The organism is Streptomyces odonnellii, from assembly GCF_000981895.1.
Classification (GTDB): Bacteria; Actinomycetota; Actinomycetes; order Streptomycetales; family Streptomycetaceae; genus Streptomyces; species Streptomyces odonnellii.
In genome coordinates this window covers 1-25,820 of record NZ_LATD01000101.1, presented here as the reverse complement: position 1 = coordinate 25,820, position 25,820 = coordinate 1, and the positions used below count along the sequence as shown (strand labels likewise).

24 protein-coding genes and 1 riboswitch are annotated in these 25,820 nt (G+C 70.1%); of the genes, 10 read left to right on the top strand and 14 right to left on the bottom strand.

Features of this window, described 5'->3' with window-relative positions:
* Together WH07_RS11560 and WH07_RS11555 are read left to right on the top strand one after the other, a co-directional pair.
* Positions 1-518, top strand: a 518-nt coding sequence (locus tag WH07_RS11560; RefSeq protein WP_046499000.1) for a HAMP domain-containing protein, incomplete at its 5' end; no start/stop codon positions are given.
* Between the two features lie 184 nt (positions 519-702).
* Positions 703-1,788 (top strand): C40 family peptidase, encoded by a 1,086-nt coding sequence (locus WH07_RS11555; protein WP_046498996.1) that lies wholly within the window; start codon positions 703-705, stop codon positions 1,786-1,788.
* 116 nt (positions 1,789-1,904) lie between these two features.
* Here the strand turns inward: WH07_RS11555 and WH07_RS11550 are convergent, their stop codons facing one another.
* From WH07_RS11550 to WH07_RS11505, 11 genes are all read right to left on the bottom strand, one after another.
* A complete protein-coding gene (locus WH07_RS11550; protein ID WP_046498993.1) occupies positions 1,905-2,747 on the bottom strand; it encodes a DUF1684 domain-containing protein in 843 nt (280 codons plus the stop codon).
* A 52-nt stretch (positions 2,748-2,799) separates the two neighbouring features.
* Positions 2,800-4,233, bottom strand: a complete 1,434-nt coding sequence (locus WH07_RS11545; RefSeq protein WP_046498990.1) for an NtaA/DmoA family FMN-dependent monooxygenase — start codon at positions 4,231-4,233, stop codon at positions 2,800-2,802.
* 21 nt (positions 4,234-4,254) lie between these two features.
* Complete coding sequence (locus WH07_RS11540) at positions 4,255-5,487, bottom strand: LLM class flavin-dependent oxidoreductase (RefSeq protein WP_046498987.1); 1,233 nt, start codon at positions 5,485-5,487, stop codon at positions 4,255-4,257.
* A 156-nt stretch (positions 5,488-5,643) separates the two neighbouring features.
* Positions 5,644-5,766, bottom strand: coding sequence for a putative leader peptide (locus WH07_RS41740; protein WP_269801365.1), 123 nt, complete (start codon positions 5,764-5,766; stop codon positions 5,644-5,646).
* Between the two features lie 58 nt (positions 5,767-5,824).
* Positions 5,825-6,748 carry a glutathione S-transferase C-terminal domain-containing protein gene (locus tag WH07_RS11535; RefSeq protein ID WP_052744331.1) on the bottom strand — a complete coding sequence of 308 codons (924 nt, stop codon included), beginning with the start codon at positions 6,746-6,748 and terminating at the stop codon, positions 5,825-5,827.
* A gap of 316 nt (positions 6,749-7,064) precedes the next feature.
* Positions 7,065-7,211: riboswitch (SAM riboswitch) on the bottom strand.
* A 126-nt stretch (positions 7,212-7,337) separates the two neighbouring features.
* On the bottom strand, positions 7,338-8,426 hold the full coding sequence (locus WH07_RS11530) for a glycoside hydrolase family protein (protein WP_046498984.1): 1,089 nt from the start codon (positions 8,424-8,426) through the stop codon (positions 7,338-7,340).
* Between the two features lie 27 nt (positions 8,427-8,453).
* Complete coding sequence (locus tag WH07_RS11525) at positions 8,454-9,734, bottom strand: TRAP transporter large permease (protein WP_046498982.1); 1,281 nt, start codon at positions 9,732-9,734, stop codon at positions 8,454-8,456.
* A 4-nt stretch (positions 9,735-9,738) separates the two neighbouring features.
* Entirely contained in the window at positions 9,739-10,392 is a 654-nt protein-coding gene (locus tag WH07_RS11520) for a hypothetical protein (RefSeq protein WP_046498979.1), read from the bottom strand.
* Positions 10,389-12,518 (bottom strand): hydantoinase/oxoprolinase family protein, encoded by a 2,130-nt coding sequence (locus WH07_RS11515; protein ID WP_046498975.1) that lies wholly within the window; start codon positions 12,516-12,518, stop codon positions 10,389-10,391. The genes WH07_RS11520 and WH07_RS11515 overlap by 4 nt, the downstream gene beginning before the upstream one ends.
* Before the next feature lie 159 nt (positions 12,519-12,677).
* Positions 12,678-14,291: an FAD-dependent oxidoreductase gene (locus tag WH07_RS11510; RefSeq protein ID WP_046498971.1), complete on the bottom strand. Its 1,614-nt coding sequence runs from the start codon at positions 14,289-14,291 to the stop codon at positions 12,678-12,680.
* Positions 14,292-14,528: 237 nt separating this feature from the next.
* Positions 14,529-15,629 (bottom strand): LacI family DNA-binding transcriptional regulator, encoded by a 1,101-nt coding sequence (locus WH07_RS11505; protein WP_046498969.1) that lies wholly within the window; start codon positions 15,627-15,629, stop codon positions 14,529-14,531.
* A 245-nt stretch (positions 15,630-15,874) separates the two neighbouring features.
* Here WH07_RS11505 and WH07_RS11500 point away from each other — a divergent pair, with 245 nt between their 5' ends.
* The 3 genes from WH07_RS11500 to WH07_RS11490 all read left to right on the top strand — a co-directional run bounded on the left by WH07_RS11500 (position 15,875) and on the right by WH07_RS11490 (position 17,925).
* A complete protein-coding gene (locus tag WH07_RS11500; protein ID WP_046498966.1) occupies positions 15,875-16,348 on the top strand; it encodes a carboxymuconolactone decarboxylase family protein in 474 nt (157 codons plus the stop codon).
* Positions 16,349-16,376: 28 nt separating this feature from the next.
* A complete protein-coding gene (locus tag WH07_RS11495; protein ID WP_046498963.1) occupies positions 16,377-16,859 on the top strand; it encodes a cupin domain-containing protein in 483 nt (160 codons plus the stop codon).
* Positions 16,860-17,013: 154 nt separating this feature from the next.
* Positions 17,014-17,925, top strand: coding sequence for an RNA polymerase sigma-70 factor (locus WH07_RS11490; RefSeq protein WP_046498960.1), 912 nt, complete (start codon positions 17,014-17,016; stop codon positions 17,923-17,925).
* Between the two features lie 41 nt (positions 17,926-17,966).
* On the opposite strand, the gene WH07_RS11485 is transcribed toward WH07_RS11490, so the two are convergent.
* Positions 17,967-18,410 carry a cupin domain-containing protein gene (locus WH07_RS11485; RefSeq protein ID WP_079023141.1) on the bottom strand — a complete coding sequence of 148 codons (444 nt, stop codon included), beginning with the start codon at positions 18,408-18,410 and terminating at the stop codon, positions 17,967-17,969.
* Between the two features lie 309 nt (positions 18,411-18,719).
* On the opposite strand from WH07_RS11485, the gene WH07_RS11480 reads away from it, so the two are divergent.
* The 3 genes from WH07_RS11480 to WH07_RS11470 all read left to right on the top strand — a co-directional run bounded on the left by WH07_RS11480 (position 18,720) and on the right by WH07_RS11470 (position 22,411).
* Positions 18,720-19,616, top strand: coding sequence for an RNA polymerase sigma-70 factor (locus tag WH07_RS11480; RefSeq protein WP_046498957.1), 897 nt, complete (start codon positions 18,720-18,722; stop codon positions 19,614-19,616).
* 131 nt (positions 19,617-19,747) lie between these two features.
* Positions 19,748-21,448, top strand: a complete 1,701-nt coding sequence (locus tag WH07_RS11475; RefSeq protein ID WP_046498954.1) for an FAD-binding protein — start codon at positions 19,748-19,750, stop codon at positions 21,446-21,448.
* A gap of 216 nt (positions 21,449-21,664) precedes the next feature.
* Positions 21,665-22,411 (top strand): SDR family oxidoreductase, encoded by a 747-nt coding sequence (locus WH07_RS11470; protein WP_046498951.1) that lies wholly within the window; start codon positions 21,665-21,667, stop codon positions 22,409-22,411.
* 130 nt (positions 22,412-22,541) lie between these two features.
* Here WH07_RS11470 and WH07_RS11465 read toward each other — a convergent pair whose 3' ends face one another.
* Positions 22,542-23,096 (bottom strand): winged helix-turn-helix transcriptional regulator, encoded by a 555-nt coding sequence (locus WH07_RS11465; RefSeq protein ID WP_046498949.1) that lies wholly within the window; start codon positions 23,094-23,096, stop codon positions 22,542-22,544.
* An 87-nt stretch (positions 23,097-23,183) separates the two neighbouring features.
* Between WH07_RS11465 and WH07_RS11460 the strand changes: the two genes are divergently transcribed.
* Entirely contained in the window at positions 23,184-24,092 is a 909-nt protein-coding gene (locus tag WH07_RS11460) for an NmrA family NAD(P)-binding protein (RefSeq protein WP_046498946.1), read from the top strand.
* A gap of 153 nt (positions 24,093-24,245) precedes the next feature.
* On the opposite strand, the gene WH07_RS11455 is transcribed toward WH07_RS11460, so the two are convergent.
* A complete protein-coding gene (locus tag WH07_RS11455) occupies positions 24,246-24,950 on the bottom strand; it encodes a winged helix-turn-helix transcriptional regulator (RefSeq protein ID WP_052744330.1) in 705 nt (234 codons plus the stop codon).
* Between the two features lie 445 nt (positions 24,951-25,395).
* On the opposite strand from WH07_RS11455, the gene WH07_RS11450 reads away from it, so the two are divergent.
* A partial coding sequence (locus tag WH07_RS11450; RefSeq protein WP_046498943.1) for a hypothetical protein occupies positions 25,396-25,820 on the top strand: 425 nt, incomplete at its 3' end.

The window sequence follows — 25,820 nt, the reverse complement described above, 5'->3', positions numbered from 1 at the left end:
TCCTGGGCTCCAACACCGGCTACCAGGCCTTCGAACCCCTCCCCTCGGCCCGGCTGGAATCACTGGTCGAGGCCACCAACCAGAAAGCCGGCCTCGGCACCCGCCCCAGCGGAGTCCTCTTCCGCGACGGCCAGGGCGTCCAGATCGCCGCCGCGGCCCCCTTCGCCGGCGGCGGAGCCGCCAAAGCGCTGGGCTGGACCGTGGTCAGCTGGCAGCCCGCCTCCGCCCTCGCCATCCCCGAATACTCCGCCCAGAACCGCACCGTCCTGGCCGGACTCCTCGGCGTCACCGCAGCCGCCGCCTGCCTGGGCTGGCTCCACATCGTCGTCGCCCGCCCCCTGCGCGCCCTCGCACGCCAGGCCGAAACCCTCGCCGACGGCGACCGCAGAACCGTCCTCTACCCGCGCCACCACGACGAGGTCGGGGCCATCGCCCGCTCCCTGGAACTCCTGCGCCAACAACTCCAGGAACAGCGCCGACGCGACAGCACCCCCCACACCCTCGCCGAAAGGACCTGACCAACCGTGCCCCACGGAAAGGGCCTGTCCCCGACGGTCGTCCTGATCATGTGCTGCTCCAGACCACCGCGTTGACCGTTCTGTCCCTCTAATTCCCACTGCTGTACGCGCACCGGACGCCCGGCTTCATCGTGGCCCCGCCGTCCCGTCCGACTCACCCACCCCCCACAGGAGTCCCGTTCTCATGAGTGCCAAGTCCAGGCGCGGTCGCCCTTTCCTGCACGGCGTGACCGTCGTCGCGCTGCTGGCCGGCAGCGCGTATCTCACGGTCGACCTACGCAAGGACGAGCAGGCCAAGGCGCCCGCAGTCCAGGTCATCACCAACATCCCCCACCTGAGGCTGGGGTCCGCCAGGGCCATCGCCCTGGAGAACTGGGAGCGGCTCAAGAACCCGGACCGCTCCGTGCTCCGGATCGGCGACGGCGATATCCTCGCCACCTTCACCGACGGCGCGCGTACGGCCACCCTGACCGGTCCCAGCCGTACGTTCGACGAGCCGGCCAACACGTCGTCCCGGGTGGTCACCGAGAACTGGATACGGCTGCTGCCGGAGGCTTGGACGAAGGGCGCCGAGAAGGAACAGTGGTTCAAGAACTGGTTCAAGGAGTACTACGGCAGCCGGCAGGACGACCTTCTGGCGATCGCCTTCCAGTACGTCGAAGGCGCACCGGTCAAGAGGGACGCCGAGGGCTTACCGTACGCGGGCAACGCCGACTACGGGCCGCTCAACCCGGACAGCGGCAAGGGCGAAGGCGAGGGGCTCCGCCTCGAAGAGTCCGACTTCTACGACTACCTCGGCATCCCGTACACCTTCGGCGACGGCACCACCAAGCAACCGGAGGCTGCGCGTTACCGTTCGATCGACTGCTCGGGCTTCATCCGGACCGTGTTCGGCTACCGCGGCCGCTACCCGCTGGCGGCGGCCGACGGTGCCGACGAGGGACTGCCGCGCACGGCCAACGGGATGGCGCGCTCCAGGGTGGGCGTGGACGTGATCGGGCTGTCGGGCCGCGCGCCGAACTACGAGCGCCCCGAGACCATCGGTGTGCTCCAGCCCGGCGACCTGGTCTTCTTCAAGCTCGACGCGTGGACCAAGTCCCGGCTGGACCACATCGGTATGTACCTGGGCACGGACACGGACGGGCACCAGATCTTCATATCGAGCAGGGAGGAGGTGAACGGTCCGACGATGGGCAACGAGGGTGGCACCTCCCGTCTGGACGGCGACGGTTATTACGCCACCGCGTTCCGCAGCGCGAAACGCCTCTGAGCCGCCGGGCGATCACGGGCACTTCAGGGCAATCCAGCGGCGCTCCAGGGCGCTGGACGACGACCTGGCCAGGGCCATGCTTCGGCCCTGGCCAGGACGGGCGGGTGCCTCGGGCATCACTCCTGCGGGCTGCCGCCACCACGTTCGTACGGGATCTTCTCGCCGGCCTCGACGGCGACCGGCAGCCTGTTCTCGGCCGGCGGCAGCGGGCAGGTGGCCAGGTCGGTGAAGGCGCAGGGCAGGTTGGTGGCGCGGTTGAAGTCGATGACCACCGTGCCCTCACCGTCGGGCGGGGAAATGGAGACGCAGCGGTTGGCCGCGTAGGTGGTGACACCGGAGGTGGCGTCGGTGAACAGGACCAGGAGGCTGCCGGGCTGCGTGCCGTTGAAGGCGGTGAGCCGGTACGTACGCCCGTCCAGCGCGAACTCGACCTGCCCGGGGGCGTCGTAGACGTGCTGGAGCCCCTCGACCGCCGCTCCCACGGTCACGGCGCGGGGCGCGTCGAACGGGAGGTAGCGGCCGGTCAGTGCCCAGCGGGGGTCGGGGGCGTAGGCCGGGGTGTGGGTGTAGTCGACCAGCAGTTTGTTGTCCGGGTGGCGCGGGCGCAGGATGTCATGGCCGCCGCGCCTGGCGACCTCGATCACGGCGTCACCCGCTGTGGCCAGGAGGCTTGCCCGCTCCTCGATGACCCCGAAGTCGTACCGGCCGCGCACCACGGCGCCCTGGACGGTCAGTTCCTCGTCCTCGTCCAGTCGGACCGTCACACCGTCGTCGGTGCTGGACCACGCTCCGGGCGCGTCGGGGAACCGGGTCGGCTCACCGTCGAGCCACCGCAGGCTGGTGACGGCGAGGAAGCCGTGCGGATCCGCCAGGTTCTGTTCGTGCCGGGTGTGCCACTCCTCCCACTGCCGGATGAACTCCGTGCGGTCGGTGCCCGGGTCGGTGTGCTGGATGGTCATGTCGACTCCTTGTCGGTGGCGTGCACGGTCAAGGTGATGGCGGCCGGGAACTTCACGACGCCACCCGCCCGGCCGGGGCGTCGGCGTCGGAATGGGCGTCTGTGTCCGAATGGGCGTCGGGGTGCGCGAGACCGAGATGGTCCCGCAGGGTGGTGCCCTCGTACTCCGTGCGGAACACACCGCGCTCCTGGAGCAGCGGGACCACGGTGTCGGCGAAGACGTCCAGTCCGCCTGGGGTGATGTGCGGGACGAGGATGAACCCGTCGGCCGCGTCCGTCTGCACGAAGGAGTTGATCGTCTCGGCGACCGTGGCCGGGGAGCCGACGAAGGACTGACGGTTGCCGGTCTCGACGACCAGATCCCGGATCGACCACTTGTTGGCGGCGGCGAGCTCCCGCCACTCCCGGGCGGTGGCCAGCGGGTCGCGGTACATCCGCACCTGGGCACGGCCGCGGGCGATGGTGTGCTCGCCCAGGTCCGGGTCGATGTCGGGGAGCGGGCCCTCCGGGTCGTACGCGGACAGATCGCGGTTCCAGACGAATTCCAGGTGCTTGATCGCGGTGGCCCCGCTGACCTGCTGGCGGCGCACTTCGCGGGCCAGCTCCCGCGCCTCGGCGTCCGTGTCGCCGAGTACGAAGGTGGCGGCGGGCAGGATCAGCAACTGGTCGTGGGTGCGGCCGTACCGGGCGAGGCGGCGCTTGACGTCCGTGTAGAACGCCTGCCCTTCCTTGAGGGTGCTGTAGCGGCTGAAGATCGCGTCCGCGCCGGCCGCTGCGAACTCCCGTCCCTCCTCCGAGTCGCCGGCCTGGAAGATGACCGGGCGTCCCTGCGGGCTGCGCGGGACATTGAACTGTCCGGCGATGTCGAAGTGCGGGCCCTTGTGTACGAAGGCTCCCGCCCGCGCGTCCCGCAGGAAGGTGCCGGACTCCTTGTCGGCGGCTATCTCGTCGCCCTGCCAGGAGTCGAACAACTCGATGGCGGTGGCGAGGAATTCCTTCGCCCGCGAGTAGCGCTCGTTCTGCGGCAGGAAGCCGCCGCGGCGGAAGTTCTCGCCGGTGAAGGCGTCCCACGAGGTGACGACGTTCCAGGCGGCGCGGCCGTCCGACAGATGGTCGAGGCTGGCGAACTGGCGGGCCACCTCGTAGGGCTCGTTGAAGGTCGAGTTGATCGTGCCGGTCAGTCCGAGGCGTTCGGTGACGGCGGCGAGCGCGGTCAGAACGGTGAAGGTGTCGGGCCGCCCGACGACGTCCAGGTCGTAGATCCGACCGCCCTGTTCCCGCAGTCGCAGGCCCTCGGCGAGAAAGAGGAAGTCGAACTTGGCGCGCTCGGCGGTCCGCGCGAAGTGTACGAACGAGCTGAACTCGACGTGGCTGCCCGCCTCGGGGTCGCTCCATACGGTGGTGTTGTTGACCCCGGGGAAATGCGCGGCGAGATGGATCTGCTTCCGCGGCGTGGCGGACTTCGGCGGCGTGGCGGACGTGCTCATTTCTCGTACGGTCCTTCCGGCTCAGGCGACGGCGTAGCGGTTGGCGGGGCGGGGCAGTCCGAGCAGCCCGCGCAGGGTGCTCGCCTCGTACGCGGTACGGAAGACACCGCGGCGCCGGAGTTCGGGCACCAGGTGGCGGGTGATCTGCTCCAGGTCGTACGGAAGGGCGGCGGGCCGCAGCCGGAAGCCGGTCAGCCCGGCATCCCGCCATTCCTCCAGCAGATCCGCGAGCTGTGCGGGCGACCCGGTGAAGACATGGGCGTCGCTGCTGAACTCGGCGCCGGCGCGTTCGTCCAGACGGGCCTTGCGGTCCGCGGCGGCAACGGGGTCGTCGTCGAGGAAGACCACCAGGTCGCCGAAGACGTGCACGGTCTCGTCGGCGCGGCCGGCGGATGCCTGCGCCGTGCGGATCTCGGCCAGGACGGCCCGGGCGTCATCGGCACCGCCCGGGGTGACGAATCCGATGTCGGCCGAGCGCCCGACCAGTTCGTACGGGACGGTCGCGTGCGCCAGCGCGGCGACGAGCGGCTGGCCCTGGGGCGGGCGCGGGGTGATCGAGGGCCCCTTCACGCTGAAGTGCGCGCCCTCGAAGTCGATGTAGTGCAGCTTGTCGCGGTCGATGAAGCGGCCTGTGGCGACATCGCGGATCTCCGCGTCGTCCTCCCAACTGTCCCAGAGCCGGCGCAGCACCTCGACATAGTCGGCGGCTTCGTCGAACAGCTCCTTCACCCAGGGCTGTTCGGCCGTCGACCGTGCCGGCTGTCCCGCTGCCGTCGCCAGGTCCTCGACGCGCAGGCCCGGCACCGTACGGCGGCCGAAGTGCGCGGCCTCGTCGGCGCGGCCGGACACTCTGACCTGGATTCCGGCGCGTCCGGTGCTCACATGGTCGAGGGTGGCGATCGCCTTCGAGAGATGGAAGGGCTCGGTGTGGGTGACCACGGCGGTCGGGATCACCCCGATGTCACGGGTCAGCGGCGCCACCCGGGCGGCGATCAGTACGGCGTCCAGCCGGCCCCGTACCTGGTCGGTGCGCTCGTCCGGCCCGACGTACCGGGAGGTCTGGAGGCTCAGCGAGTCGTCGATGGTCACGAAGTCCAGCAGGCCACGCTCGGCCTCGGTGACCAGGCCGGTCCAGTACCGCGCGGTGAACAGTTCACCGGGCCGGGCGTCGGGCTCCCGCCAGGCCGCGGGATGCCAGCCGGCGCCGTCGAGGGCGACGGCCAGATGGAGGGGTGCGTGTGATGCTCGGGGCATGGGGCCACCGCTTCCTGTGAGCATGCCGAAAGACGTCCGCGCCCGTGCTCGGTCGGGGTGGAGGGTCGGCGAAAGTGGAGAGTCAGCGAACAGCGAGAAGAGAGGGCCCGGTCAAGAGCCGGGCGTGGGAACGGGCACGCGAAATGCCTGAGCGGCCTAGTGCCGCGCGGCGACGGGCTCGTACGCCGGACAGAGTGCGGCGGCGACGCGCTGGAGATCGATGTGCCGCCGCGAGTACATGGCGGTGGTGACCATGGGCCGCTGAGGGGCTCCCCGCACTGCCGTCACCTCCGTCCCCGACCGGCTCGCGCCGTCCCGGGCTCGCGACAACGAGCCGCTAACAAACCAGGGCCTGATGCCGGCAGTCCTGGTCCGCCGGCACCGTGACACGGCTCTGCTCCGCGGCACGATCCTTGTCCTTCTCCGGAGAACACGCATCCTCACCGCTGTGTTCCCGCTTCCCCTCGGTACGTTCCCCTATTCCCTCCGTACCTGTTCCCCCCATACCCGTTCCCTCCGTACACGGATATCCGTGGAAGGCAGGGTGGGCGCCCAGCCGCCGTACGTACGACCAGAGGCGGTCACCGGCGGCGACGCGCCGCAGGGCGTCGGTGTCCAGGTGGACGAGCGTCACCCACAGATCCACGTCCGCGGCCGTGAGCGTCTCGCCCAACGCATAGGGATGCGAGGCCAGTTGACGTTCCAGGAGGTCCAGTGCCGGGTCCGGGGCCCGGCCCTCGCCGAGGAGTTCCCGGATGGCGTCGATGTCGGCGGCGAGGGCCGCGGGCCGCAGCCTGGGCAGATCGGCGTTGTCCTGGTCGGTGAAGCGGAGGGCGAGGTCGTCGAGGATGTCGGGGGTGTGGTTGCTCACGACCCGCCCGCTCCACAGGTCGCACAGCGCGGGCACGGTCGGCGGCCCGTCGTAGCGGTGCCGGGTGGTCTCGTACGCCGTACGGAGCGCCGCGAGCGCGTCGCAGGCGCCGGGGGGCGAGGGCAGGAGCGTCGTGCGGACCGAGTTCTTGAGTCCGAGCAGACCGAGGGTGATCGAGACACGCATCGAGCCCGGACAGCCCAGCGAGAGATACAGATGGTAGCGGTGCGCCACCGGATAGTAGCCGCCGCGCGGATCGGCACCGATACGGTCGCGGAAACGCGGGGCCGTGCCGAGCTGGGCATGGCGGAGCGCCGCCGGGAAGGACGTCTGCGCGAGGGGCTCGGACACGGCACTCGAGGACTCGGACATGGCAACGGTCTCGGACATGGTCTCTCCATGGCTGCGGTGGAGCCCCGGTGGCTTCTTCGGCGCCGGTGGCCGTACGGGAGGAGGGCCCGGCGGCGCACGACGGCGCACAACGCCCGGACCCGGGACTGCGCTTGCGGAGCGGTTGGGCTCAGTCCGTCGGAGCGCAGCCGTTGCGGAGCCGCAGCAGATCGATGTGGCGGCGTCTGGTCAGCAGGCGCGGACGCGGCACCGGCACCGGCCGGTGTGCCCGGCAGGCACTTCTGCTCTTCCGCGATGTCCTGGCCATCTCCGCCGGTCCCGTCCCGTCCCGTTCCTCGGGCCTCGCGAGACAACGAGACCGCACTTGCCCCGCCCACCGGGCGGGACCTGGTCGTCACCCGGGGCACCCCGTCGCAGTGGAAGGGTTGCCTGCCAGCGGGCCGGGGCCGATGACCCATCCGAGCGGGAACTCCCGCGCGGACGAGCGCTGACAATCGTGACCGTCGCCCAATATTTTGAGCGTGCTCCGGCGGGCCGTCAAGAAGGCGGCACCCGCCCTTCACCACGGCCATCGCCGGCTGCGGCCCGCCTGTCGGACCAGGCGGGCCGCATGTACGGCGGCCGTGGGTCAGCCGCGTGCCACCGCGATCGAGCCCTGGAGCCGTTCACCCGCCTCGTAGATCATGTACGGCACGCCCCGGTCTGTCCCGAAGGACGGAGACGCGCTGCGGCCGTTGTCCGGCGCGCTGTTGGCCGAGTCGTAGAAGAGACCGAGGTGCTCGCGGCGGCTGAAGTCGTTGCCGACCTCGGTGATCAGCAGATTGCCGCCGTTCTCCTTGCCGGTGTTGTAGACGACGTACGTGCTGCCGTTACGGCTCAGCAGGTGCGGGCCGCCGATGTTGTTCGCGCCGACGTCGGAGTGGCGTACGAGCGGCTGCTGGTCGAACGTCCAGTCACGGCCGTCCTTCGACCAGCCCCAGGCGATGTCACGGTGGTTGGACTGGTTGTTGAGCATGAAGAGCATCACGTAGCGGGCGCCGCGCGAGGGCAGGTCGTGCCGGAAGACGCGCGCGTACGAGGTCTCGCTGCTGCCCGCCGGCATCATCGCGGTGGTGAGCACCACCTTGTCGTACGTGAAGGTGACGCCGTCCTTGGAACGGGCGAGGCGGGTCGTGCCGTTCTCGCCGTGGAAGTACAGCCACAGCTCCTTGACGTCCTCGTTCCAGAGGACGTGCGGCGAGGCGACATGGCTGACCTTGTAGTGCGGCTGCCAGTTGTTGGAGACGATCGGGTTGGCGGCGTACTCCGTGAACGGCCCCTCCAGCGAGTCGCCGTAGGCCAGGCAGATTCCGCCCGGCGCGTCGTGCGGTCCGTAGTAGAGGTAGTAGCGGCCCAGCGGGTTCGACAACTTGTCGTAGACGCCGCGGACGCACGGGAAAATGATCTCGCCGGTGGGGTTGTACTTGAGCTGGGAGGGCGTCAGAAGCGTCTTGAGATAACGGTAGTCGGGGAATCCGCCGGGCGCCGCGGCCGCGGCCTGCGCCGCTTCCGGGGCCAGGGCGGGGGCCGCGGCGGCGCTGCCCGCCGCCGTACCGGTGGCGATCACTCCGGACGCCGCCGCGGCGGTCGCGGCCGCGGCGCGCAGGAACATGCGCCGGCCGGGGTTCCGCGGCTCATCGGTGTGGTGCTGCCGCGCGTTGCTGTCGTGCTGTGTCATGTCGTGCTCCGTCCCGGGAGTGAGAGATCACAGATAGGTGGCGGCGGTGACGCAGAATCCGCCCAGGGCGACGGCCCAGACGTACGGCAGGGTCCGCAGCATCACCTGCTGCGGTGTGACCCCGGCGTACTGCGCGCTCCACACGGTCTGGGTGCTGGTCGGGTCCGACACACCGAAGACCTGGTTGTACGAGGTGGCGAGGCCCAGCACCGCGGCGGCCGGGTAGATGCCGGCGGCGATGAGGACACCGGCGATGCCCGCGCCGAGACCGTAGACGTTCAGCGGCCCCCGGTAGAGACAGAGCGGCACGAGCACGGTGAAGACCACGACGAACAGCACCGGGTTCTGCGGGCTGACCGCCTTGATCAGCGGCTCCAGCGCCTCCACCGCGCCGGGCAGCTTCACCGCGGCGAGCAGGATGCCGATCGCGATGAACAGCACGATCGGTGCCGCCGCCGTCTCGAATGCGCCGTACAGGGTGCGCAGCAGCCGTTTGCTCATCTCGCCCGGCCGGGTGGTGGTGACCAGTGCGTACAGGACACCGGCCAGCATGGACGGCAGGATCGCGATGTCGAGGCCGAGGGCGAGGATCAGCGGTACGAGCGGGGTGAGCAGCGCGTACCAGGGGGCGTCGCCCAGTTGACCGCGGCGCGAAGCGGGCTTCGCGGACGCGGACTTGAGGGACCACGCGTGTTCGACGCCGCGTCGCCGGGTCTCGACGAGGACGAAGAGGACGGCGGCGGCCAGCGCGAACGGGAACAGCTTCATCATGAAGCCGCGCACGGTGTCGACGGGCAGCTCCAGCGCGGTGGAGAAGAACTGCCAGATGGGCAGCTCGAAGGGCATGCCGGCGGCGATGCCCATCAGGATGGTGCCGGCCGCGGTGACCTTGGGGATCCCGACGGCGATCATGGCCGGGATGCCGATGATCCCGGCGAGCATGGCGGCGGGCGCCGAGCCCGTGACCGTACCGACGAGGGTGGAGACGGCCAGGACACCGAGGGCGACCACGACGGGGCGGTCGCCGCCGAATTCGACGATCTTACGGACGAGGGTGCCCGCGATGCCGGTTTCGTCGAGGAGCTTGCCGAGCCAGGAGCCCAGCAGGATCGCGATCATCGTGGCGGCGAGGGCCGGCGCGCCCTCCTGGACGACCGTGTCCAGGACGCTGTTCTCGCCGGTCAGCGGGGCGCCCGCGAGGAAAGCGATGACGACGGCCAGGATGACGAGCGCGAAGGCGGTGGGGAGTCTGCGGGTGAGCATCGCGGCGACACCGGCCGCCATGACAAGAAGGATGACGACGCCCATGGCGTTACTTCTTTCTTCCGGGCGCGGATCCGCGCGGGAGCCCGCGCGGGGACCCGTGCGGCGGTTCGGCCGCGTCGGCGGCGGTGGCCAGGGCGGCCGTCAGCAGGAGCGGGCTGCGGCCGAGGCCGCACACGGTGCGGGCGTAGGAGTGGGCGGCGATCTCGTCGGCGCCCGCGACATGGCCGTACAGGCGGTGGCGCCCCGCGCGCAGCACGACATGGCCGAGTGACCGCTTCAGGGCCGTCTTCGCCGGTCCGTGGTGGAGCCGTTCGTGCACCGCCTCGTGGGCGATCGCCGCCGCCCGTAGCGACCCGGCCGGATACCAGTGGCGCCAGCCGAGTCCGTCGATCAGCTCGTCGGCGAGGGCCAGGGTGTCGGTGAAGAGTTCCACGGTCGGGACGGGCCGGGAGGTGTAGCGGGCGAGCAGGCCCTTCGCCAGTCCGTCGTGACTCTCCACGACACGGGCCGTGACAGTGACGGGGGCGAGTGCGGCGCCGAACTCGTCGGCGGTACGCGCCCATTGGCGCAGCAGGGCCGGGTCGCGGCCCTCGTGCGTGGGGGTGTTCGCGAGCAGCCGTACACCGAACTCGATGTCGTCGCTCGCTTCGAGTGCCCCGATCGCCGAGAGCGCTGCGCGGTCGAGCAGGGCGGCCGTCACGAGCGCACCTCCAGGACGGCGACGACCGGTTCGTCGGCGGCGCGTGCGCGCAGTTCGCTGCGGGCGAGCGCCAGCAGCGGCTGCGGGTCGAGCACTCCGGAGAGGTCGGCGATCCGGGAGCCGAGGAGGAGTCGCAGGGCGGGGGCACGGACCCCGCCGTCGCCGTACGACGTGGCCTCCCGCACCAGCCCCGCGAGGACTTCGGGGGCACGGCCGACGGTGGTGGTCTCGACCCTGGCGTCCGGCGCGTGGAGCCGTACGACACCGTCGGCGTCCACGACGCGCACCGGGTGGCGGTCGGGGCGGAACCGGCGGCGGACATCGGTGCCGTACACGGTGTGCGCGGGGGTGCCGGCCAGCACACGTACCGACGCCGGGTCGGTCTTCAGGCTGTCGGCGGCGGCGCGCAGCCGGTCGGCGTCGTCGGCCCGGTGGGCACGGTCCTGGGTGCGCAGTTCGGTGGCGCCGGTCGCGACGGCCCGTACGGTGCTGGTCTGCGGGTCGACGGTGACCTCCACCTCGACACCGTCGGCGGCGGCGCCCTGGGCGACGACGGCGGCCTCGGCCTCGGCCCGTACGGCGAGGATCTGTTCCTGGCCGGCGCCGGGGATGATGCGTTCCACCTGTTCACGGATGAGGGCGAGGGCGACGCCGATGGGGCTGATGACCTCGTTGTGGCGGGCTATGCGGCCCTCCAGCCCGGAGACGGCCGCGAGGTGCGGGGTGACGGCCGCCGCGCCTCCGCCGCCGCCTACGAGTACGGCGATGTCCTTGTCCAGCCGGTAGTCGCTGATCATCGCGTCGACCACGGTCCGCACCTGGTCGGTCCCGGCGTCCAGTACACGGGCCGCCGCCGTGGCGACGTCCGTGCCGAGCGCGGCGGCCAGGGGCGCGATCGCGGCCTTCGCCACGGCCGGGTCGCAGTGTGCGAAGTCCCCTTCGGGGACCCTGCCCAGCGCGTTGGCCGCACAGGTCATGGTGATCGCGAAGCGTCCGCCGGCGGCGTCGAGCACCGCGTAGTCGGCCGGGTCGTCGGCCATCGGCCGGATCGTGATGACCTTCGCGTCCCGCAGATCGTCCAGGGTCGCGAAGCAGGCGTACGGCAGGCCCGCGATGTGCGCGCTGCGCGGTCCGGCGCCGGTGACCTTGCCGCCGCCGACGCGGACCATCGAGCCGCCGCCGACACCGACGGTCCTGACGTCGAGCGCCGACAGGTACGACGTCCTGCCGAGCATGGTGGCGTGCCGGACGGCGACCTTGCCGCGCCGTACGACACTGATGTCGGTGGAGGTGCCGCCGGTCTCCAGGAACAGGCCCTCGCTGACGCGCTCCTGCATCAGCGCGCCCGCGACGCCGGCCGCCGGTCCGGACAGCACGGTGAGCAGTGGTCTGCGCCGCATCTCGTCCAGCGACATCACTCCCCCGTCGCAGCGCATCACCATCAGCGGGGCGCTGACGCCCGCCTTGGTGATGGAGGCGTCGACGAGGTCGGCGGTGGCGAGCATGCGCGGCAGGATCGCGGCGTTGACGACGGCGGTCCTGGTCCGCTTGTGGAGCCCGTACAGCGAGGTGATCTCGTGCGCGGCGGTCGTCGGCAGACCGCGCTCCGCGGCCGCCGTGACGACCGCGTCCTCGCCCTCGGGACGGTCGACGCTGAACGGCTGGGTGGCGACGACGACCTGGGCACCGCCCTGGACGACCGCGTCGACGGCGGCGCGCACGGCGGGTGCGTCGTCGGGGTCGGCGACATGGGCGTAGGCGAGCGGCAGCCGCTTGCCGGGGGTGAGTTCGAGCTTCTGGAAGGCGGCGAGGCGCCGGGTGAACACGGCGCCGGGACCGGTGCCGACGCCTATCAGACCGACGGTGGCGACGTCGCCCTCCAGCAGGGCATTGGTAGCCTGGGTGGTGCCGTGGGCCAGGAAGGCCACGTCCTCCGGGGCGTGTCCGGTCTGTTCCAGCAGACGGGCGAGAGCTTCGACGATGCCGTGGGCGACGCCGTCCTCGTGATGGTGACTGGTGGGGACCTTCACCTGTCCCAGGAGTCGCAGGGTCGTGGCGTCTACGGCCACGGCGTCGGTGAAGGTTCCGCCCACGTCGATGCCGACGCGGATGCGGTGGGTGTTCATGGCTTGGGCACCTCCTTGTGCGGGATGGGCACGGCGCGGGCGGTGGGCCGTGTGGGACACGGTCCGGGCCGGGCGGGGCAGGTGGAGCTGCGTCTGCCCGGCTGTCCGCCGCCGTCGTTCTGTGGAGCGGTCGTTGTGTCGTTGTCCTGTGGAGCGGGGTCAGTAGCCGCGTACGTCGGGCCAGTGGCGCTGGACTCCTTCGCGGTCGAGCAGCCGGGCGAACTGGTCGAACCGCTTGTCCTCGGCCTGGACCCGGCGCGGTTCGACGCCCTCGGCGACACAGTGCGCGGCCAGTGCGCCCGCGACCTCGCCGATGTTCCATTCCACCGGGTGGAGCCGGTAGCAGCCGTTGGTGATGTGGGTGGTGCCGATGTTCTTTCCGGCGGGCAGCAGATTGCGGACCCGGCGCGGTATCAGCGCGCCGAGCGGGATCTCGAACGGCACCGAGCCGATGTCGATGTAGTTGTCCCCGCCGGTCGAGGGGTGCAGGTCGATGCGGTAGTTGCCGACGCCGACGGAGTCCCGGTAGCGGGTGCCGCCGTAGGGGCCGACGAGGTCGATCGCGACGTCGTGCTCGGTGACGGTGGTGACCGCCTTGATACGGCGCGACTCGCGTACGTACGGCGCCTTGGCGAGCCCGTCGGGCGTGCCGGTGACATCGGGACGCGGGCGCAGTCCGGGGAATCCCTTGCCGCCGTCGGCGCGCGGCGCCTCGGTCTGGAGCCAGTACAGGAGCGAGAGCGAGAGCTGCCGTGCCCCGGCGAGCGCGGCGGCCGACGTCTCCTCGCCGGCGCCGATCAGCGGCTTCAGCCAGTAGTCGTTGAGCGGCCAGTTGACCAGGGTGATGTCGGAGTCGAACGCGCCGGGCCGGTGCAGCTTGCGGGCGAGGATCCGGCGGAAGCCGAAGAGTTCCTTGTCGCCCGCGTCGGCGGACTGGTCGGCGGTGACGTCGAGCGGGTCGAGGTCCGGGTTGGGGACGAAGGTGCGCGGTACGGCCTCCAGGGTGCGGGGGTCCGGCGCGAGGAAACCGAGCAGCGGGCCGGGCCAGAAGTCCGGCCGGTAGGCGCGCCAGAAGTCGTAGTCGGCCGGCCGCTCGATGGTGTGGTCCTCGCCCTCGTGGTGGGAGAGCGCGAAACAGACCGTGATGCCTTGCTGGTTGAGGGGCTGTGCCTCGTCGGGGGCGTGCGGTTCGTCGTACTCGCTCCGCGCCTCGGCGCCGGTCACGTGCTCGACCCCGGCGAGTTCGAGCAGTTCACCGGTCTCGGTCGCGTCGAGGACGTAACGGGCCGCGATCGTGACGCGGCCGCCGCCGCGCAGGTCGGTGAGCGTGACGGACCGTACGGTGTCGTCGTCGCCCGTCTCGGCGGCGACCGGGCGGTGTTCGGTCAGCAGCGTGAGCCGGCCCGATGAGCGGTGCGGTGCGAGCATCGCCTCCAGGACGGCGAGGGCGACGCGCGGCTCGTGGCAGAGCTTGCTGACGCGGCCGGCGCCCGGGTTGAGACCGGTGAGGGCCAGCGCCTCGGAGCGCAGCGGGTACCAGCGGCGGTAGTGGTCCCTGATGGACTCGCGCAGGGTGCGGTACGACGCGGTGGTGCCGAACTGCTCGACCCAGGGGTGCTCGTCCGGCGGGACGGCCTGGGAGGTGAGCTGGCCGCCGATCCAGTCCGTCTCCTCGGTGAGGACGACGGTGCGTCCGGCCCGGCAGGCGGCGAGGGCGGCGGCGACGCCACCGAGCCCGGCGCCCACGATGAGGATGTCGGGTGCGGATGTCACGGGTCTCCTTGAAGTGCTGCGGTGTGCGCGGTGCTTGATGTGCTTGATGTGCTGCGGGAGTGGGCGGGCTTGAGGTAGGGCAGGTACGTGGTGCTTGGGGTACGGCACGTGCGTGCTGCTTGACGTACTGCGGGTACACGGGGCTTGCGGTGCTGCCGCGTACCTGGTGCTTGACGTGCCGCGCAGGTGCGGTGCGGCCGTCGCCTCGGTGCCGGTGCCGGTGCGGCGCGTGCGCGGTCAGTGGTGGGCGGGCGGTGCGCCGGCCGTCGTGCCGGGCCGGAAGGCACAGGCCACCAGCGGTTCCGTGGCCTGCTCCCCCGCCACCAGCGCGGCGAGCATCCGCACGGCGGCGGCGCCCAACTGCGGCCGGGGGATGTCGAATCCGGTGGGCATCGGTCCGTCGGACAGATCCGGCGGCGGGCTGCCGAGCAGCGCGAGTGAGGCGTCGCGCGGACAGTCGATGCCGACGAAGTGCGCCGCGTTGTGCAACGCGCGCCAGGCGTCGCCCGTGTCGGTCTCCTCGGCGACGAACGCGGTGACGCCGTCGTCGAGCCAGCCGCGCAGCCGCTCGGCGGTGAGGTCGTGCTCCGGGTCGGCGGAGCGGAAGACGGCGGCGGGACCGCCGGGCAGCCCGGCCTCCTCCAGCCCCTTGAGGAAGCCGTGTTCACGGTCGGTGGACGCGGGGGCCTCGTCGTCCTCGCGTACGAGCACGATCCGCCGGTGGCCGAGTCCGGCGAGGTGTGCGACGACCTCCTTGCCGGCGCTGACGTAGTCGGCGCCGACCCAGGCCAGCCCCTCCAGTTCGTCCCTGCGGCCGAGGTGGACCACGGGGAAGCCGTCGGCGACCAGGCGCCGCAGTTCGTCGGCGGGCGCGTGGCGGCCGAGGAAGAGGCAGCCGTCGGCGAGCCGTACCCGGTTCAGGGCGTGCGGTCCCGCGGCCCCGGCGCCGCCCGTGCTGGAGCCGGTGAAGAGCACCAGGTCGTAACCGCGCGCGGCGGCTTCCTGCTCGACGCCGACGAGGAACGGGTAGTACGAGTGCTGCACATCGGTCGGGAAGGTGGAGGTGAAGCTGAAGACCCCGAGCAGGTTGTTGCGCGCGGCGGCCAGCCGGCTGGCCGCCGGATCGGGGACGTAACCGAGGCTCCGTACCGCGTCGAGCACCTTCTGCCGGGTCTCCTCGGAGATCGTGGCACCCTGCTTACGGCCCCCGAGCACCAGCGAGACCGTGGCCTGCGAGACCCCGGCGAGCCTGGCGACCTCGGCCTGGCGCGGCCGTGACGTACGGCCTGTGGGTGCGGGGGTCCGCCCTGGCCGGGCCCGCTTCCTGGGTTCCTCCACCGTGTTCCTCCGGATCGTTAATGCGTATTAGTAATGCGCATTAACGAGTACTGTGGACCCAGGGCACGCAGAGGTCAAGACATCGGTCAAGACTTCTTCCGGCCTGTTCTCCGGCCACGGCCCGCGGCGTCCAGCGGCGTCGGTGCTGCCGGGCTGTCACACATCGCCGGGCCGCCCGGTCAGTCATGTGTACCTCCCGGGCCCCGGACTCCGGGGCCCGGACACCACATGGCAAGGAGAACCCCGTGGAATCGCGCGTCAACTACTTCGGCAACCCCCTTGGGGCGAAGGTGCTCAAGCACATCAACTCCGCCAACAAGGCGGTCACGGACTCGACACTGCCGATCGTGGTCCAGGAGCTGGTGAAGCTCCGCGCGAGCCAGATCAACGGCTGCGGCTTCTGCACCGACATGCACAGCAAGGACGCGGCACACGCCGGGGAGACCCAGCAGCGCCTCAACCTGGTCGCCGCCTGGCGCGAGGCCAAGGTCTTCACCGACGCCGAACGCGCAGCCCTCGAAGTCGCGGAACAGGGCACCCGCATCGCCGACGCGGCCGGCGGAGTCACCGACGAGGCCTGGGCAAACGCCGCCAAGCACTTCGACGAGGAACAGCTCACGGCTCTGATCTCCCTCATCGCCGTCATCAACGCCTACAACCGCGTCAACGTCATCAACCAGCAGCCCGCCGGCGACTACCAGCCCGGCCAGTTCGGCTGACCGGGGCATACACAAAAGGGAAAGAGACATGTCGTACCCGGACCAGGTTTATCGAGGGGAAAGCGGTGAGGTCAGCGCCGGTTTCCGTCCGGCGAGCACACCGCCGGACATCGGCGGGACAGGAAAGGACGCCATTCACTATCTGGCGACCACGGCCACCACACGAGGCGAGTTCGGGCTTTATCGGGTCGAGATGAGGGCGAAGGCAGGCGGCCCCAGGACTCACTTCCACAAGTCCATCTCGGAGTCCTTCTACATTCTCGACGGAACCGTTCGTCTTTTTGACGGCGCGCGGTGGATCGACGCGCGCAAGGGTGACTTCCTGCATGTGCCCCAGGGCGGGCTGCACGCCTTCCGCAACGACTCCGACGCCCCGGCCGACATGCTGCTGCTCTTCACGCCGGGCGCACCGCGCGAGGAGTACTTCGAGCAGGTTTCACAACTGGCCGATGCCACGGATGAAGAGCGTGCGGAATTCTTCGTCAAACACGATTCCTACTTCGTGGAGTAAATGGCATTCGCCTTTACTGACCTGTGTCATGTGACCAGCCTCGCAGGGCGGCGGTACCGGCGTACCGCCGCCCTGCGAAAGTCACCCGTCGGCGGCTCACAGCATGGTGGGCTCGGCGCCCGAAGGGACAACCCCGGCGCCCGAAAGGACAAGAATGCACACTGGGATTGACGACACCGATGCCCTTGACCGGGCGACGAAGGAGTTCCTGGCGGCACGCCCCCGGCTTTTCGGTATCGCGTACCGGGTCCTCGGCAGTTCCGTGGAAGCCGAGGACATCGTCCAGGAAGCATGGCTTCGGTGGCACAGCACGGACCGCGCGAACATCGTGGAGCCGGCGGCCTTTCTGACCACGGTCACCACACGACTGGCCATCAACTTCGCCCAGTCCGCGCGGATGCGGCGGGAGTCGTACATCGGGCCGTGGCTGCCCGACCCCGTCGACACCGGTGTGGACCCGCACATGGGAGCGGAACGGGCCGAGGCGCTTGAGCTGGCGGTTCTCTTCCTCATGGAGAAGCTGAACCCGGTGGAACGCGCGGCCTACGTCCTCAGAGAAGCGTTCGACTACCCCTACGGTCAGATCGCGGAAATCCTGGAGACGAGTGAGGCCAATGCCCGCCAGCTCGTGAGCCGTGCGCGCAAACACCTGAACGCCGAACGCGGCAAGCGGGTCAGCCCGGCCGAGCACCGGCGGCTGCTGGAAGTGTTCCTCGCCGCGGCGCGGACGGGCGATCTGACGGTGCTGGAGGGCCTCCTCTCCGCGGACGTCGTCAGCTACTCCGACGGCGGCGGCGTGCGCGGTGCGTCCCAGGTTCCGGTCGTCGGACGTCCGCGTGTGACCAAGTACCTCGCGGCCTTCGCGCCCCTTTTCTGGCCCGAGACGGACATCCGGTGGGTCGAGGCGAACGGAGAGCCGGCCGTTCTTGTCTCGGCCGGCGGATCGGCCGGCGGAGACGCCGTGGCACTGCTGTGCGTCGACGCGTCCGCCGACGGGATCGACCGGATCATGTGGGTGATGAATCCGTCGAAGCTGTTGCCCTACGCGGCGTCCCTGAGCGGCTGATCACCTGCCGCGGCGGTTGCCTGCGCGGACGGAGTGACAGATCAGGCAGCGGGCCGCGGGGCGCGTAGATGTGCGCGCCGTGCCAGTTCGTCCTCGTCGACCAGTTCGAGCATGGGCTTGCCCGGCGCGCACATCATGGTCACGACGAACCGGGTCCGTGCGTCCGTCCGCGCGTTGCCGTCCTGGTAGTGGATCACGTCACCGCCCGGCTCCCAGAACGTCCCACCGGCCTCGACCACACGCTCGGGCTCGCCCTCTAGCTCGAAACGGACCGCGCCCTCGATGACGTACCCGAACGCCGGTCCCGAGTGGCGGTGCGGCGGCGTTCCCGGGTCTCCGGGCTCCCACTCGATGTGAATGGTCATCGCCGAGGCGCCCTCGGGGATGGCGAGCGGTGCGGCATCCTGCAGCGTCGTCACCGCGGTCTTCCACTTCTCCGAGCGGGGCCGGCCGCCGGTCCCGCCCACTGTGTCCTTCTCCGACATCGTGTCGCACCTCCATCGGTTCATGTCGCCATGGGCCCGGCACACCGTCCGTCGGGTGCGTGTTCGCGCATCCGGTCCCCATGGCCGTCTCCTACAGATCTCCTATGGATGACCGGGCACACCGTGAATCTGTGACATGGGTGACGATGTCCGCCCCGCGCGAAACACGTTCGGCGCGAGGAGGCCGGCTCCGGCCAAGCACACGACCACATGGTCCCAGGCCCCGGATGCCATGCTCCGGAATGACGGCGCGCGTCCTTCTGTGACCGCCCGTAACATGGTGCCGCGGGACCGGAGGAGAGGACACGGATGGGCGCTCGGGACGACGCGGACTCCCTCGACCGGGCGACGAGGGATTTCATGGCGGCGCGTCCCAGGCTCTTCGGCATCGCATACCGTGTGCTCGGCAGTGCTGTGGAGGCCGAGGACATCGTCCAGGAGGCGTGGCTGCGGTGGCAGAACGCCGACCGCGACGTCATCCGCGAGCCGGCGGCGTTCCTGGCCACGGTCACCACCCGCCTGGCGATCAACTTCACCCAGTCCGCCAGGGTGAGGCGCGAGTCGTACATCGGGCCCTGGCTTCCCGAGCCGGTCGACACGAGCGTGGACCCGCAGTTGGGTGCGGACCGGGCAGAGGCGCTCGACCTGGCGGTTCTGTTCCTCCTGGAGAAGCTGAATCCCGTGGAGCGGGCCGCCTACGTTCTGCGGGAAGCCTTCGACTATCCGTACAGGCGGATAGCGGACATCGTGGAGACGAGCGAAGCCAACGCGCGTCAGTTGGTGAGCCGTGCCCGGAAGCATTTGTCGGCGGAGCGCAGGGAGCCGGTCAGCCCCGTCGCTCACCGGCGTCTGCTGGAGGTGTTCCTCGCCGCGGCGCAGACGGGCGATCTGCCGGTGCTGGAGGAGATCCTCACGGCGGACGTGGTCAGCTACTCCGACGGCGGCGGGGTGCGCGGGGCGTCCAGGATTCCGGTTGTGGGGCGTACGCGCGTCTCCAAGTTCCTCGCTGCCTTCGCCCCGCGTTTCTGGCCCCAGTCGGAGACCCGCTGGGTCGAGGCCAACGGCAGGCCGGCCGTCCTCGTCTCGTCCGGGGGACACGCGGTGGCCCTGCTGTCCCTCGATGTGTCGGCACGGGGCATCGAACGCGTCATCTGGATGATGAATCCGGCGAAGCTCGATCCGTACGTGGCTTCCCTGGGCGTCTGAGCCGGGTCGGCTGAGCCAGCCAGGCCGGTGGCGGGAGATGTCACAGATCGCTGGACGGCCCTGTCGTAGTACGTGACAGACCCTGGCGATCGGAGTAGACCGTGCCCATCCCCGAACAACGTGTTTCCACCATGGTGCTGGTCATCGGTACCGGAGGTGCCGGGCTGCGCGCGGCGATCGAACTGGCCGAGGCCGGAATCGATGTCCTCGCGGTCGGCAAGCGCGCCAAGGAGGACGCTCATACGGCACTCGCCGCCGGCGGGATCAACGCGGCCCTGGCCACCATGGACCCCGAGGACAGTTGGCAGCAGCACGCGGCCGACACGCTCAAGGAGAGCTATCTGCTGGCCGACCCCCGGACCGTCGAGATCGTCACCCGGGGCGCCGCCCGGGGCATCGACGACCTGGAACGCTGCGGCATGGCCTTCGCCAGAGAAGAGGACGGCAGGATCTCGCAGCGCTTCTTCGGCGCGCACAAGTTCCGGCGGACCGCCTTCGCCGGCGACTACACCGGTCTGGAGATCCAGCGCACGCTCGTCAGGCGTGCCGAACAGCTCAGTATTCCCGTTCTCGACGGCGTCTACATCACCCGGCTTCTGGTGCACGACGGCGCCGTCTTCGGTGCCTACGGCTTCGATCTCGCCCGGGGCACGCGCTACCTCTTCCACGCCGACGCCGTCATCCTCGCCGCGGGCGGCCACACCCGTATCTGGCGGCGGACGTCCTCACGGCGCGACGAGAACACCGGCGACTCCTTCCGCCTGGCCGTGGAGGCCGGTGCCCGGCTGCGCGACCCCGAGCTGGTCCAGTTCCATCCTTCCGGGATCATCGAGCCGGAGAACGCGGCCGGCACACTGGTCAGCGAGGCGGCCCGGGGTGAGGGCGGGATCCTGCGCAACGCGCTCGGGGAGCGGTTCATGAGCCGCTACGACCCCGACCGTATGGAGCTGTCCACCCGCGACCGCGTGGCTCTGGCCTCGTACACGGAGATCCAGGAGGGGCGGGGGACGCCGAAGGGGGGAGTGTGGCTCGATGTCTCGCATCTGCCACGGCGGACGATCATGACGCGGCTGCCCCGTGTCTATCAGACGCTGATGGACCTCCAGATGCTGGACATCACCCGCGAGCCGATCGAGATCGCGCCCACCGCGCACTACTCGATGGGCGGTGTGTGGGTACGCCCCGAGGACCACGGCACAGACGTGCGTGGCCTGTACGCCATCGGCGAGGCGTCGAGCGGGCTGCACGGCGCCAATCGCCTCGGCGGGAACAGTCTCATCGAGTTGCTGGTGTTCGGCCGGCTCACCGGTCGGGCGGCCGCCGCCTACTCGCAGTCCCTGAGCGCGCAGCCGCGGTCGGCGTCGGGGATCGCGGCTGCGCGCGAGGAGGTCGGACGGCTCCTCGCGGCGGATGGGCCGGAGAACGTCCGCGCGCTGCAACGTGCCATCCGCGACATCATGACCGAACACGCGGGAGTCGTACGGAACGAAGAGGGCCTGCGTACCGGACTGGCGGAACTCGGGGTGATCGAGAGGAGGATGGAGGACATCGGCGTGCACCCGGACATCGCCGGCTATCAGGACCTCGCACACGCCTTTGATCTCCGGTCCGCCGCGCTGGCGGCCCGGGCCACCCTCGAAGCGGCGCTGGAGCGCCGGGAGACCCGTGGCTGCCACAACCGCAGCGACCACCCCGGCATGGATCCCGCTCTGCGGGTCAATCTGGTGTGGTCACCGACGACCGGTATCACCCGCGAGACCATTCCGGCCATTCCTGAGGAGATCACCTCTCTGATGGAAGAGGTCCCGACCGAGGGAAAGCTCGTCGAGTGACTCGTACGACTTCGTGCGACTGACTCGTGCGACTCCACCAACTCCACGCGGGAAAAGCCGTGTTGCACCGTGCCGGCTTATTCCGTGCGACATTCCTGTCACAAGTGGGTTCCCTGTCCGGTCTCTCTTGATACAGCCGAATTCGCTGGGTGCCGGCACGTGGTTCATCGCAGCAGGGCTGTGCCGCACCCTGGAGATCTTTGAGAGGAACGCGTTGTGAAGGTTGTAGTGATCGGTGGAACCGGGCTCATCGGCTCGAAGGTGGTCACCAGGCTCGACGAGCACGGCCATGAGGCGGTGGCCGCCGCGCCCAACACCGGCGTCAACACTCTGACCGGCGAGGGTCTGGCCGAGGTGCTGAAGGGCGCGTCGGTCGTGATCGACGTGTCCAACTCCCCCTCGTTCGAGGACGAGGCCGTCATGGACTTCTTCCGTACGTCCACGGCCAACCTCCTGAAGGCGGAGACCGAGGCCGGCGCGACGCACCATGTGGCGCTGTCCGTGGTCGGCACGGAACGCCTCCAGGAGAGTGGGTACTTCCGCGCCAAGCAGGCCCAGGAAGAGCTGATCAGGGCGTCCGGCATCCCGTACTCCATCGTCCACGCCACTCAGTTCTTCGAGTTCATGAAGGCGATCGCCGCCGAGGCCACCGAGGGCGACACCGTGCGTCTCGCCCCCGTGAAGATCCAGCCCGTGAGCTCCGACGACGTGGCCGCGACCGTCGGCCGTACCGCGGTCGGCGCCCCGGTCAACGGGGTGGTGGAGGTCGCGGGCCCCGACACGTTCCAGCTCGACGAGCTCATCCGTAAGGGACTGGCCGCCAAGGACGACCCCCGTACGGTGGTCACGGATGTGCACGCGCGGTACTTCGGCACCGAGCTGGAGGAGACCACGCTTCTGCCGGCTTCGGGCGCGTACATCGGCGAAACCCGGTTCACCGAGTGGCTCGCGCGGCAGCAGTAAGCCGTACGGGGGTGGTCCCTGCCGGCAGGGACCACCCCCGTACTCCGGCCGCGCCGAAGCTCGGCGTGGCGAGAGTGTGCCGCCGGTCCCGCGGAGTCACCTCCGCGTTATACAGCGCTCACACGAGCCCTCACACCTTGCTGTCGTCGGCCTGGCGCGTACGGGAGGCGGTGACCGGTTCGAGGAGTCGTCGCGCCGTGTTGAGCTGGGCGGATACGGGATCGGGGTTCGGGTTCTCCGGATCGAATCCGGGGCCGGGCTCGATCCGGATCTCCGGGACCGGTACGACTGAACCGCACTCCTGGCAGCGTCCCTCGTGATCGAGCGGACCTCCGTCGCGGTCGTGGCTCAGGGCGCGCTTCGCTCCGGCCGGAGAGTAGAACGTGTCGCCCCAGGCCATCATGGCGCGCACGATCGGCCACAGTTCGATGCCCTTGTCGGTCAGCCGGTACTCGACGATTCCGGCGCCGTCGTCGTCCCGGGCGAGCACCCCCTCCCGTACCAGGAGCTTCAGCCGGCTGGTCAGCACGGCGCGGGGTATCCCGAGCTGGGTGGCGAAGTCCCCGAACCGGCGGATCCCGAAGAACGCGTCACGAAGGATGAGCAGCGTCCACCGCTCTCCGATGACCTCCATGGCCCGCGCCAGCGAGCAGTTGCGGTCCGCGTAGGTGCTGGGAAGAGTCATGACCCCACCTTACTCTCGGCAGTTTGCTCACTGAACTGGCTGCTGTTAAATTTATAGTTCAGTGACTGAACCACGATAGGTGCTCGGATGCTCAATGACGACAGGCTGTTCCTGATCACCGGCGCGACCGGCAAGACCGGGCGGGCGACGGTCCAACTGCTGCTGGAGCGCGGCCACCGCGTCCGCGCTCTGGTGCACCGCGAGGACGAGCGCTCCCGCGAACTGGCCCAGGCCGGCGCCGAGATCGCCGTGTCGGACCTGCACGACCTCGACGGCGTGACCATCGCCCTGCGGGGTGTCACCGGCGCATACTTCTGCCATCCGATCCTCCCGGGCCTGATCGAGGCCACCGTCTACTTCGCCCAGGCGGCGACCGAGGCGGGTGTCCGGTCCGTGGTCAACATGTCGCAGATCTCCGCCCGCCGCGAAGCGGGCAGCGAGGCCGCCCGGCAGCACTGGCTGTGCGAGCGCCTGCTGGACCGGACCGGCCTGCTCACCGCGCACATCCGGCCGACCTTCTTCGCCGAGTGGCTCACCACCTGGTGGGAGAAGCGGGACGGCGAGGGGTACCTCCGGCTTCCGTTCGGCGACGGCCGCCACGCCCCGATCGCCGCGGCGGACCAGTCCCACGTGATCGCCGCCCTGCTGCTCGACCCCGAGCCGTACGACCGTGCCGTCCTCACCCTGCACGGCCCGGTCGAACTGGACCATCACGACATCGCCCGGATCATGTCCAGGACGCTCGGCTTCCCGGTGCACTACGAGCCCATCAGCGTCGAGGAGTTCGCGTCGGCCATGACCGCACGCGGGCTGCACCCACACGCCGTGCAGCACCTGAGCAACGTCGCCGTCGACTACCGGAACGGCGTCTTCGCCGGCACGAACCACAACGTCGAGCAGATCGGCCGCCGCGCTCCGCTGTCCGTCGAGCAGTTCGTCACCGAGCGCAGGACCGACTTCGACACCAGCGGCCCCAATTTCGTCCCCGCCCCCTGACCCGGATGACGAGGTGCCGAATCTCGAAGACCCGGCCGGATCGCTATGCGGTTCCCAGCCTGGCGAGAATTGGCGAAGAGTTCGGCGCCGAGTACTTCCGGGCGGCACTGCCGGATTACGAATCGTATCCCTGAGACGGGAACCGAGACCGTGTCATCCGTGGTCATCACCGGTGCGTCCAAGGGAGGGTCGGGCCCCTGCCACGCCTCCGGTGCCGTCGGGCAGGGTGAACACCTCGAAGAACGACCGAGCCGCGTCGTATTCGCCCTCGACGACGAGTTCTCCCGCGGCGACCGCGTGTTCCATGGTCAGCTGGCCCCTGACAAGGGAATCGAATGTCTCCCTGCCGCACGTCAGCCGCAGATCCGGTCCGATCGGCGCGGGTCCCACCTCGGCGCGGACCCGCTCGCCGTCCGCGTGCAGCCAGAATTCCTCATCGTCCACGACGAGTTGGGTGAGCGCGGCAAAGTCCACCGCCTCGTCGGGGGCCGTCAGACGCATGGCCGTCACACTCCAGGCGGTGTGGTCGGCGTACTCGGGTGGCGGGTCCTCCAGGCCGGCCCCCCAATCGACGAACGACCTCAGGACGGGAACCAGGGCGTGTCCGCGGTCCGCGAGTTCGTAGGCTCCCGCGCGCCCCGCCCCGGTCGGCCTTGTGCGCCGGACGACGTCGTATCGCTCAAGATGCTTGAGACGGGCCGCCAGGAGGCTGTTGCCGATGCCTGGGAGAGCCTCGAGGAGTTCACCGTAGCGGCGCGGCCCGAGGATGAGTTCCCGCACGATCAGCAGCGTCCACCGTTCCCCCAGCACGTCGAGGGCTCGGGCGAGGAAGCAGGACTGGTGATAGGACCTGGCCATGGGCTTGCCTCCAGAAGGAGCGCCGCAGCACTCCTCGGTCAGGTAGTCGACGCTACTCCCTTTTGAACCGATTCGCCCCGCGGTCCCGGACCGGCGTCCGCGCCAGGAATGAGCTTCATTTCAGCGCCGGGCTATCGCCGCTGAAGGCCGAAGGGGGAAGCCGTCGCGTACGCCCCCGGCGCGCGCGGTCGCGCCACGGACTGGCTGCATCCGGCTCTTCCGGGGAACGCCTCTTTGCGATTGGCTGTTTCCCGTCGCCCCGAATGAGGAAAAGCGCCAGGAAGGGGCTCCATTGCCGTGCGCCCCACGTACGATCCACGGCCCGGGACCAGGAAAGCCTCCCCGTACCGGCAATGCCGCGCAACCAAAAAGACCAGCGGAGCAGTGACAGTGCAAGGACACCGCCGCCGAGTGGGTCCGGGGAGCCGATCACGGAGGCAGGGACATGACGAGGACATTACCGCCGGAGCAGTGGACCACCTTTCGGATACCCACCCTGGAGACCCTGTCCAGGGGACGTCTGACGGAGCTGTTCACCGACTGCGCGCTGGGACTGACCGTCGCCCCGCCGGGCTTCGGCAAGACCACGCTGCTCGCCGAGGCCGCCCGGAACCATCCGGGGCCGGTGACGTGGTACCGGGCCGGACCCGGCGCCGACGAGCAGGAGTTGCTCACCGCGCTCGAATACCCGGCGGATTCCCGGGGCGGGCTCCTCTCGGCGCCGGACCAGGCGCGGACGGCGCCGCGCAGGGGCCGCGGCGGCACGGCACGGCGGCTGATCGTCATCGACGACATGCACCTGCTGGCTCCGGCCGTTCGCGCGCTCGTCGTACGCCTCGGTCAGCTCGCCCCGCCCCACCCCCGGATACC

Excerpts from the sequence above, each read along its gene's own strand:
- WH07_RS11460 (WP_046498946.1), top strand. The coding sequence starts at position 23,184 with ATGCTCAATGACGACAGGCTGTTCCTGATCACCGGCGCGACCGGCAAG.
- WH07_RS11475 (WP_046498954.1), top strand. The coding sequence starts at position 19,748 with ATGGTGCTGGTCATCGGTACCGGAGGTGCCGGGCTGCGCGCGGCGATC.
- WH07_RS11480 (WP_046498957.1), top strand. The coding sequence starts at position 18,720 with ATGGGCGCTCGGGACGACGCGGACTCCCTCGACCGGGCGACGAGGGAT.
- WH07_RS11530 (WP_046498984.1), bottom strand. The coding sequence starts at position 8,426 with ATGACACAGCACGACAGCAACGCGCGGCAGCACCACACCGATGAGCCG.
- WH07_RS11535 (WP_052744331.1), bottom strand. The coding sequence starts at position 6,748 with ATGTCCGAGACCGTTGCCATGTCCGAGTCCTCGAGTGCCGTGTCCGAG.
- WH07_RS11465 (WP_046498949.1), bottom strand. The coding sequence starts at position 23,096 with ATGACTCTTCCCAGCACCTACGCGGACCGCAACTGCTCGCTGGCGCGG.
- WH07_RS11455 (WP_052744330.1), bottom strand. The coding sequence starts at position 24,950 with ATGGCCAGGTCCTATCACCAGTCCTGCTTCCTCGCCCGAGCCCTCGAC.
- WH07_RS11555 (WP_046498996.1), top strand. The coding sequence starts at position 703 with ATGAGTGCCAAGTCCAGGCGCGGTCGCCCTTTCCTGCACGGCGTGACC.
- WH07_RS11490 (WP_046498960.1), top strand. The coding sequence starts at position 17,014 with ATGCACACTGGGATTGACGACACCGATGCCCTTGACCGGGCGACGAAG.
- WH07_RS11515 (WP_046498975.1), bottom strand. The coding sequence starts at position 12,518 with ATGAACACCCACCGCATCCGCGTCGGCATCGACGTGGGCGGAACCTTC.
- WH07_RS11495 (WP_046498963.1), top strand. The coding sequence starts at position 16,377 with ATGTCGTACCCGGACCAGGTTTATCGAGGGGAAAGCGGTGAGGTCAGC.
- WH07_RS11485 (WP_079023141.1), bottom strand. The coding sequence starts at position 18,410 with ATGTCGGAGAAGGACACAGTGGGCGGGACCGGCGGCCGGCCCCGCTCG.
- WH07_RS11545 (WP_046498990.1), bottom strand. The coding sequence starts at position 4,233 with ATGAGCACGTCCGCCACGCCGCCGAAGTCCGCCACGCCGCGGAAGCAG.
- WH07_RS11525 (WP_046498982.1), bottom strand. The coding sequence starts at position 9,734 with ATGGGCGTCGTCATCCTTCTTGTCATGGCGGCCGGTGTCGCCGCGATG.
- WH07_RS11540 (WP_046498987.1), bottom strand. The coding sequence starts at position 5,487 with ATGCCCCGAGCATCACACGCACCCCTCCATCTGGCCGTCGCCCTCGAC.
- WH07_RS11550 (WP_046498993.1), bottom strand. The coding sequence starts at position 2,747 with ATGACCATCCAGCACACCGACCCGGGCACCGACCGCACGGAGTTCATC.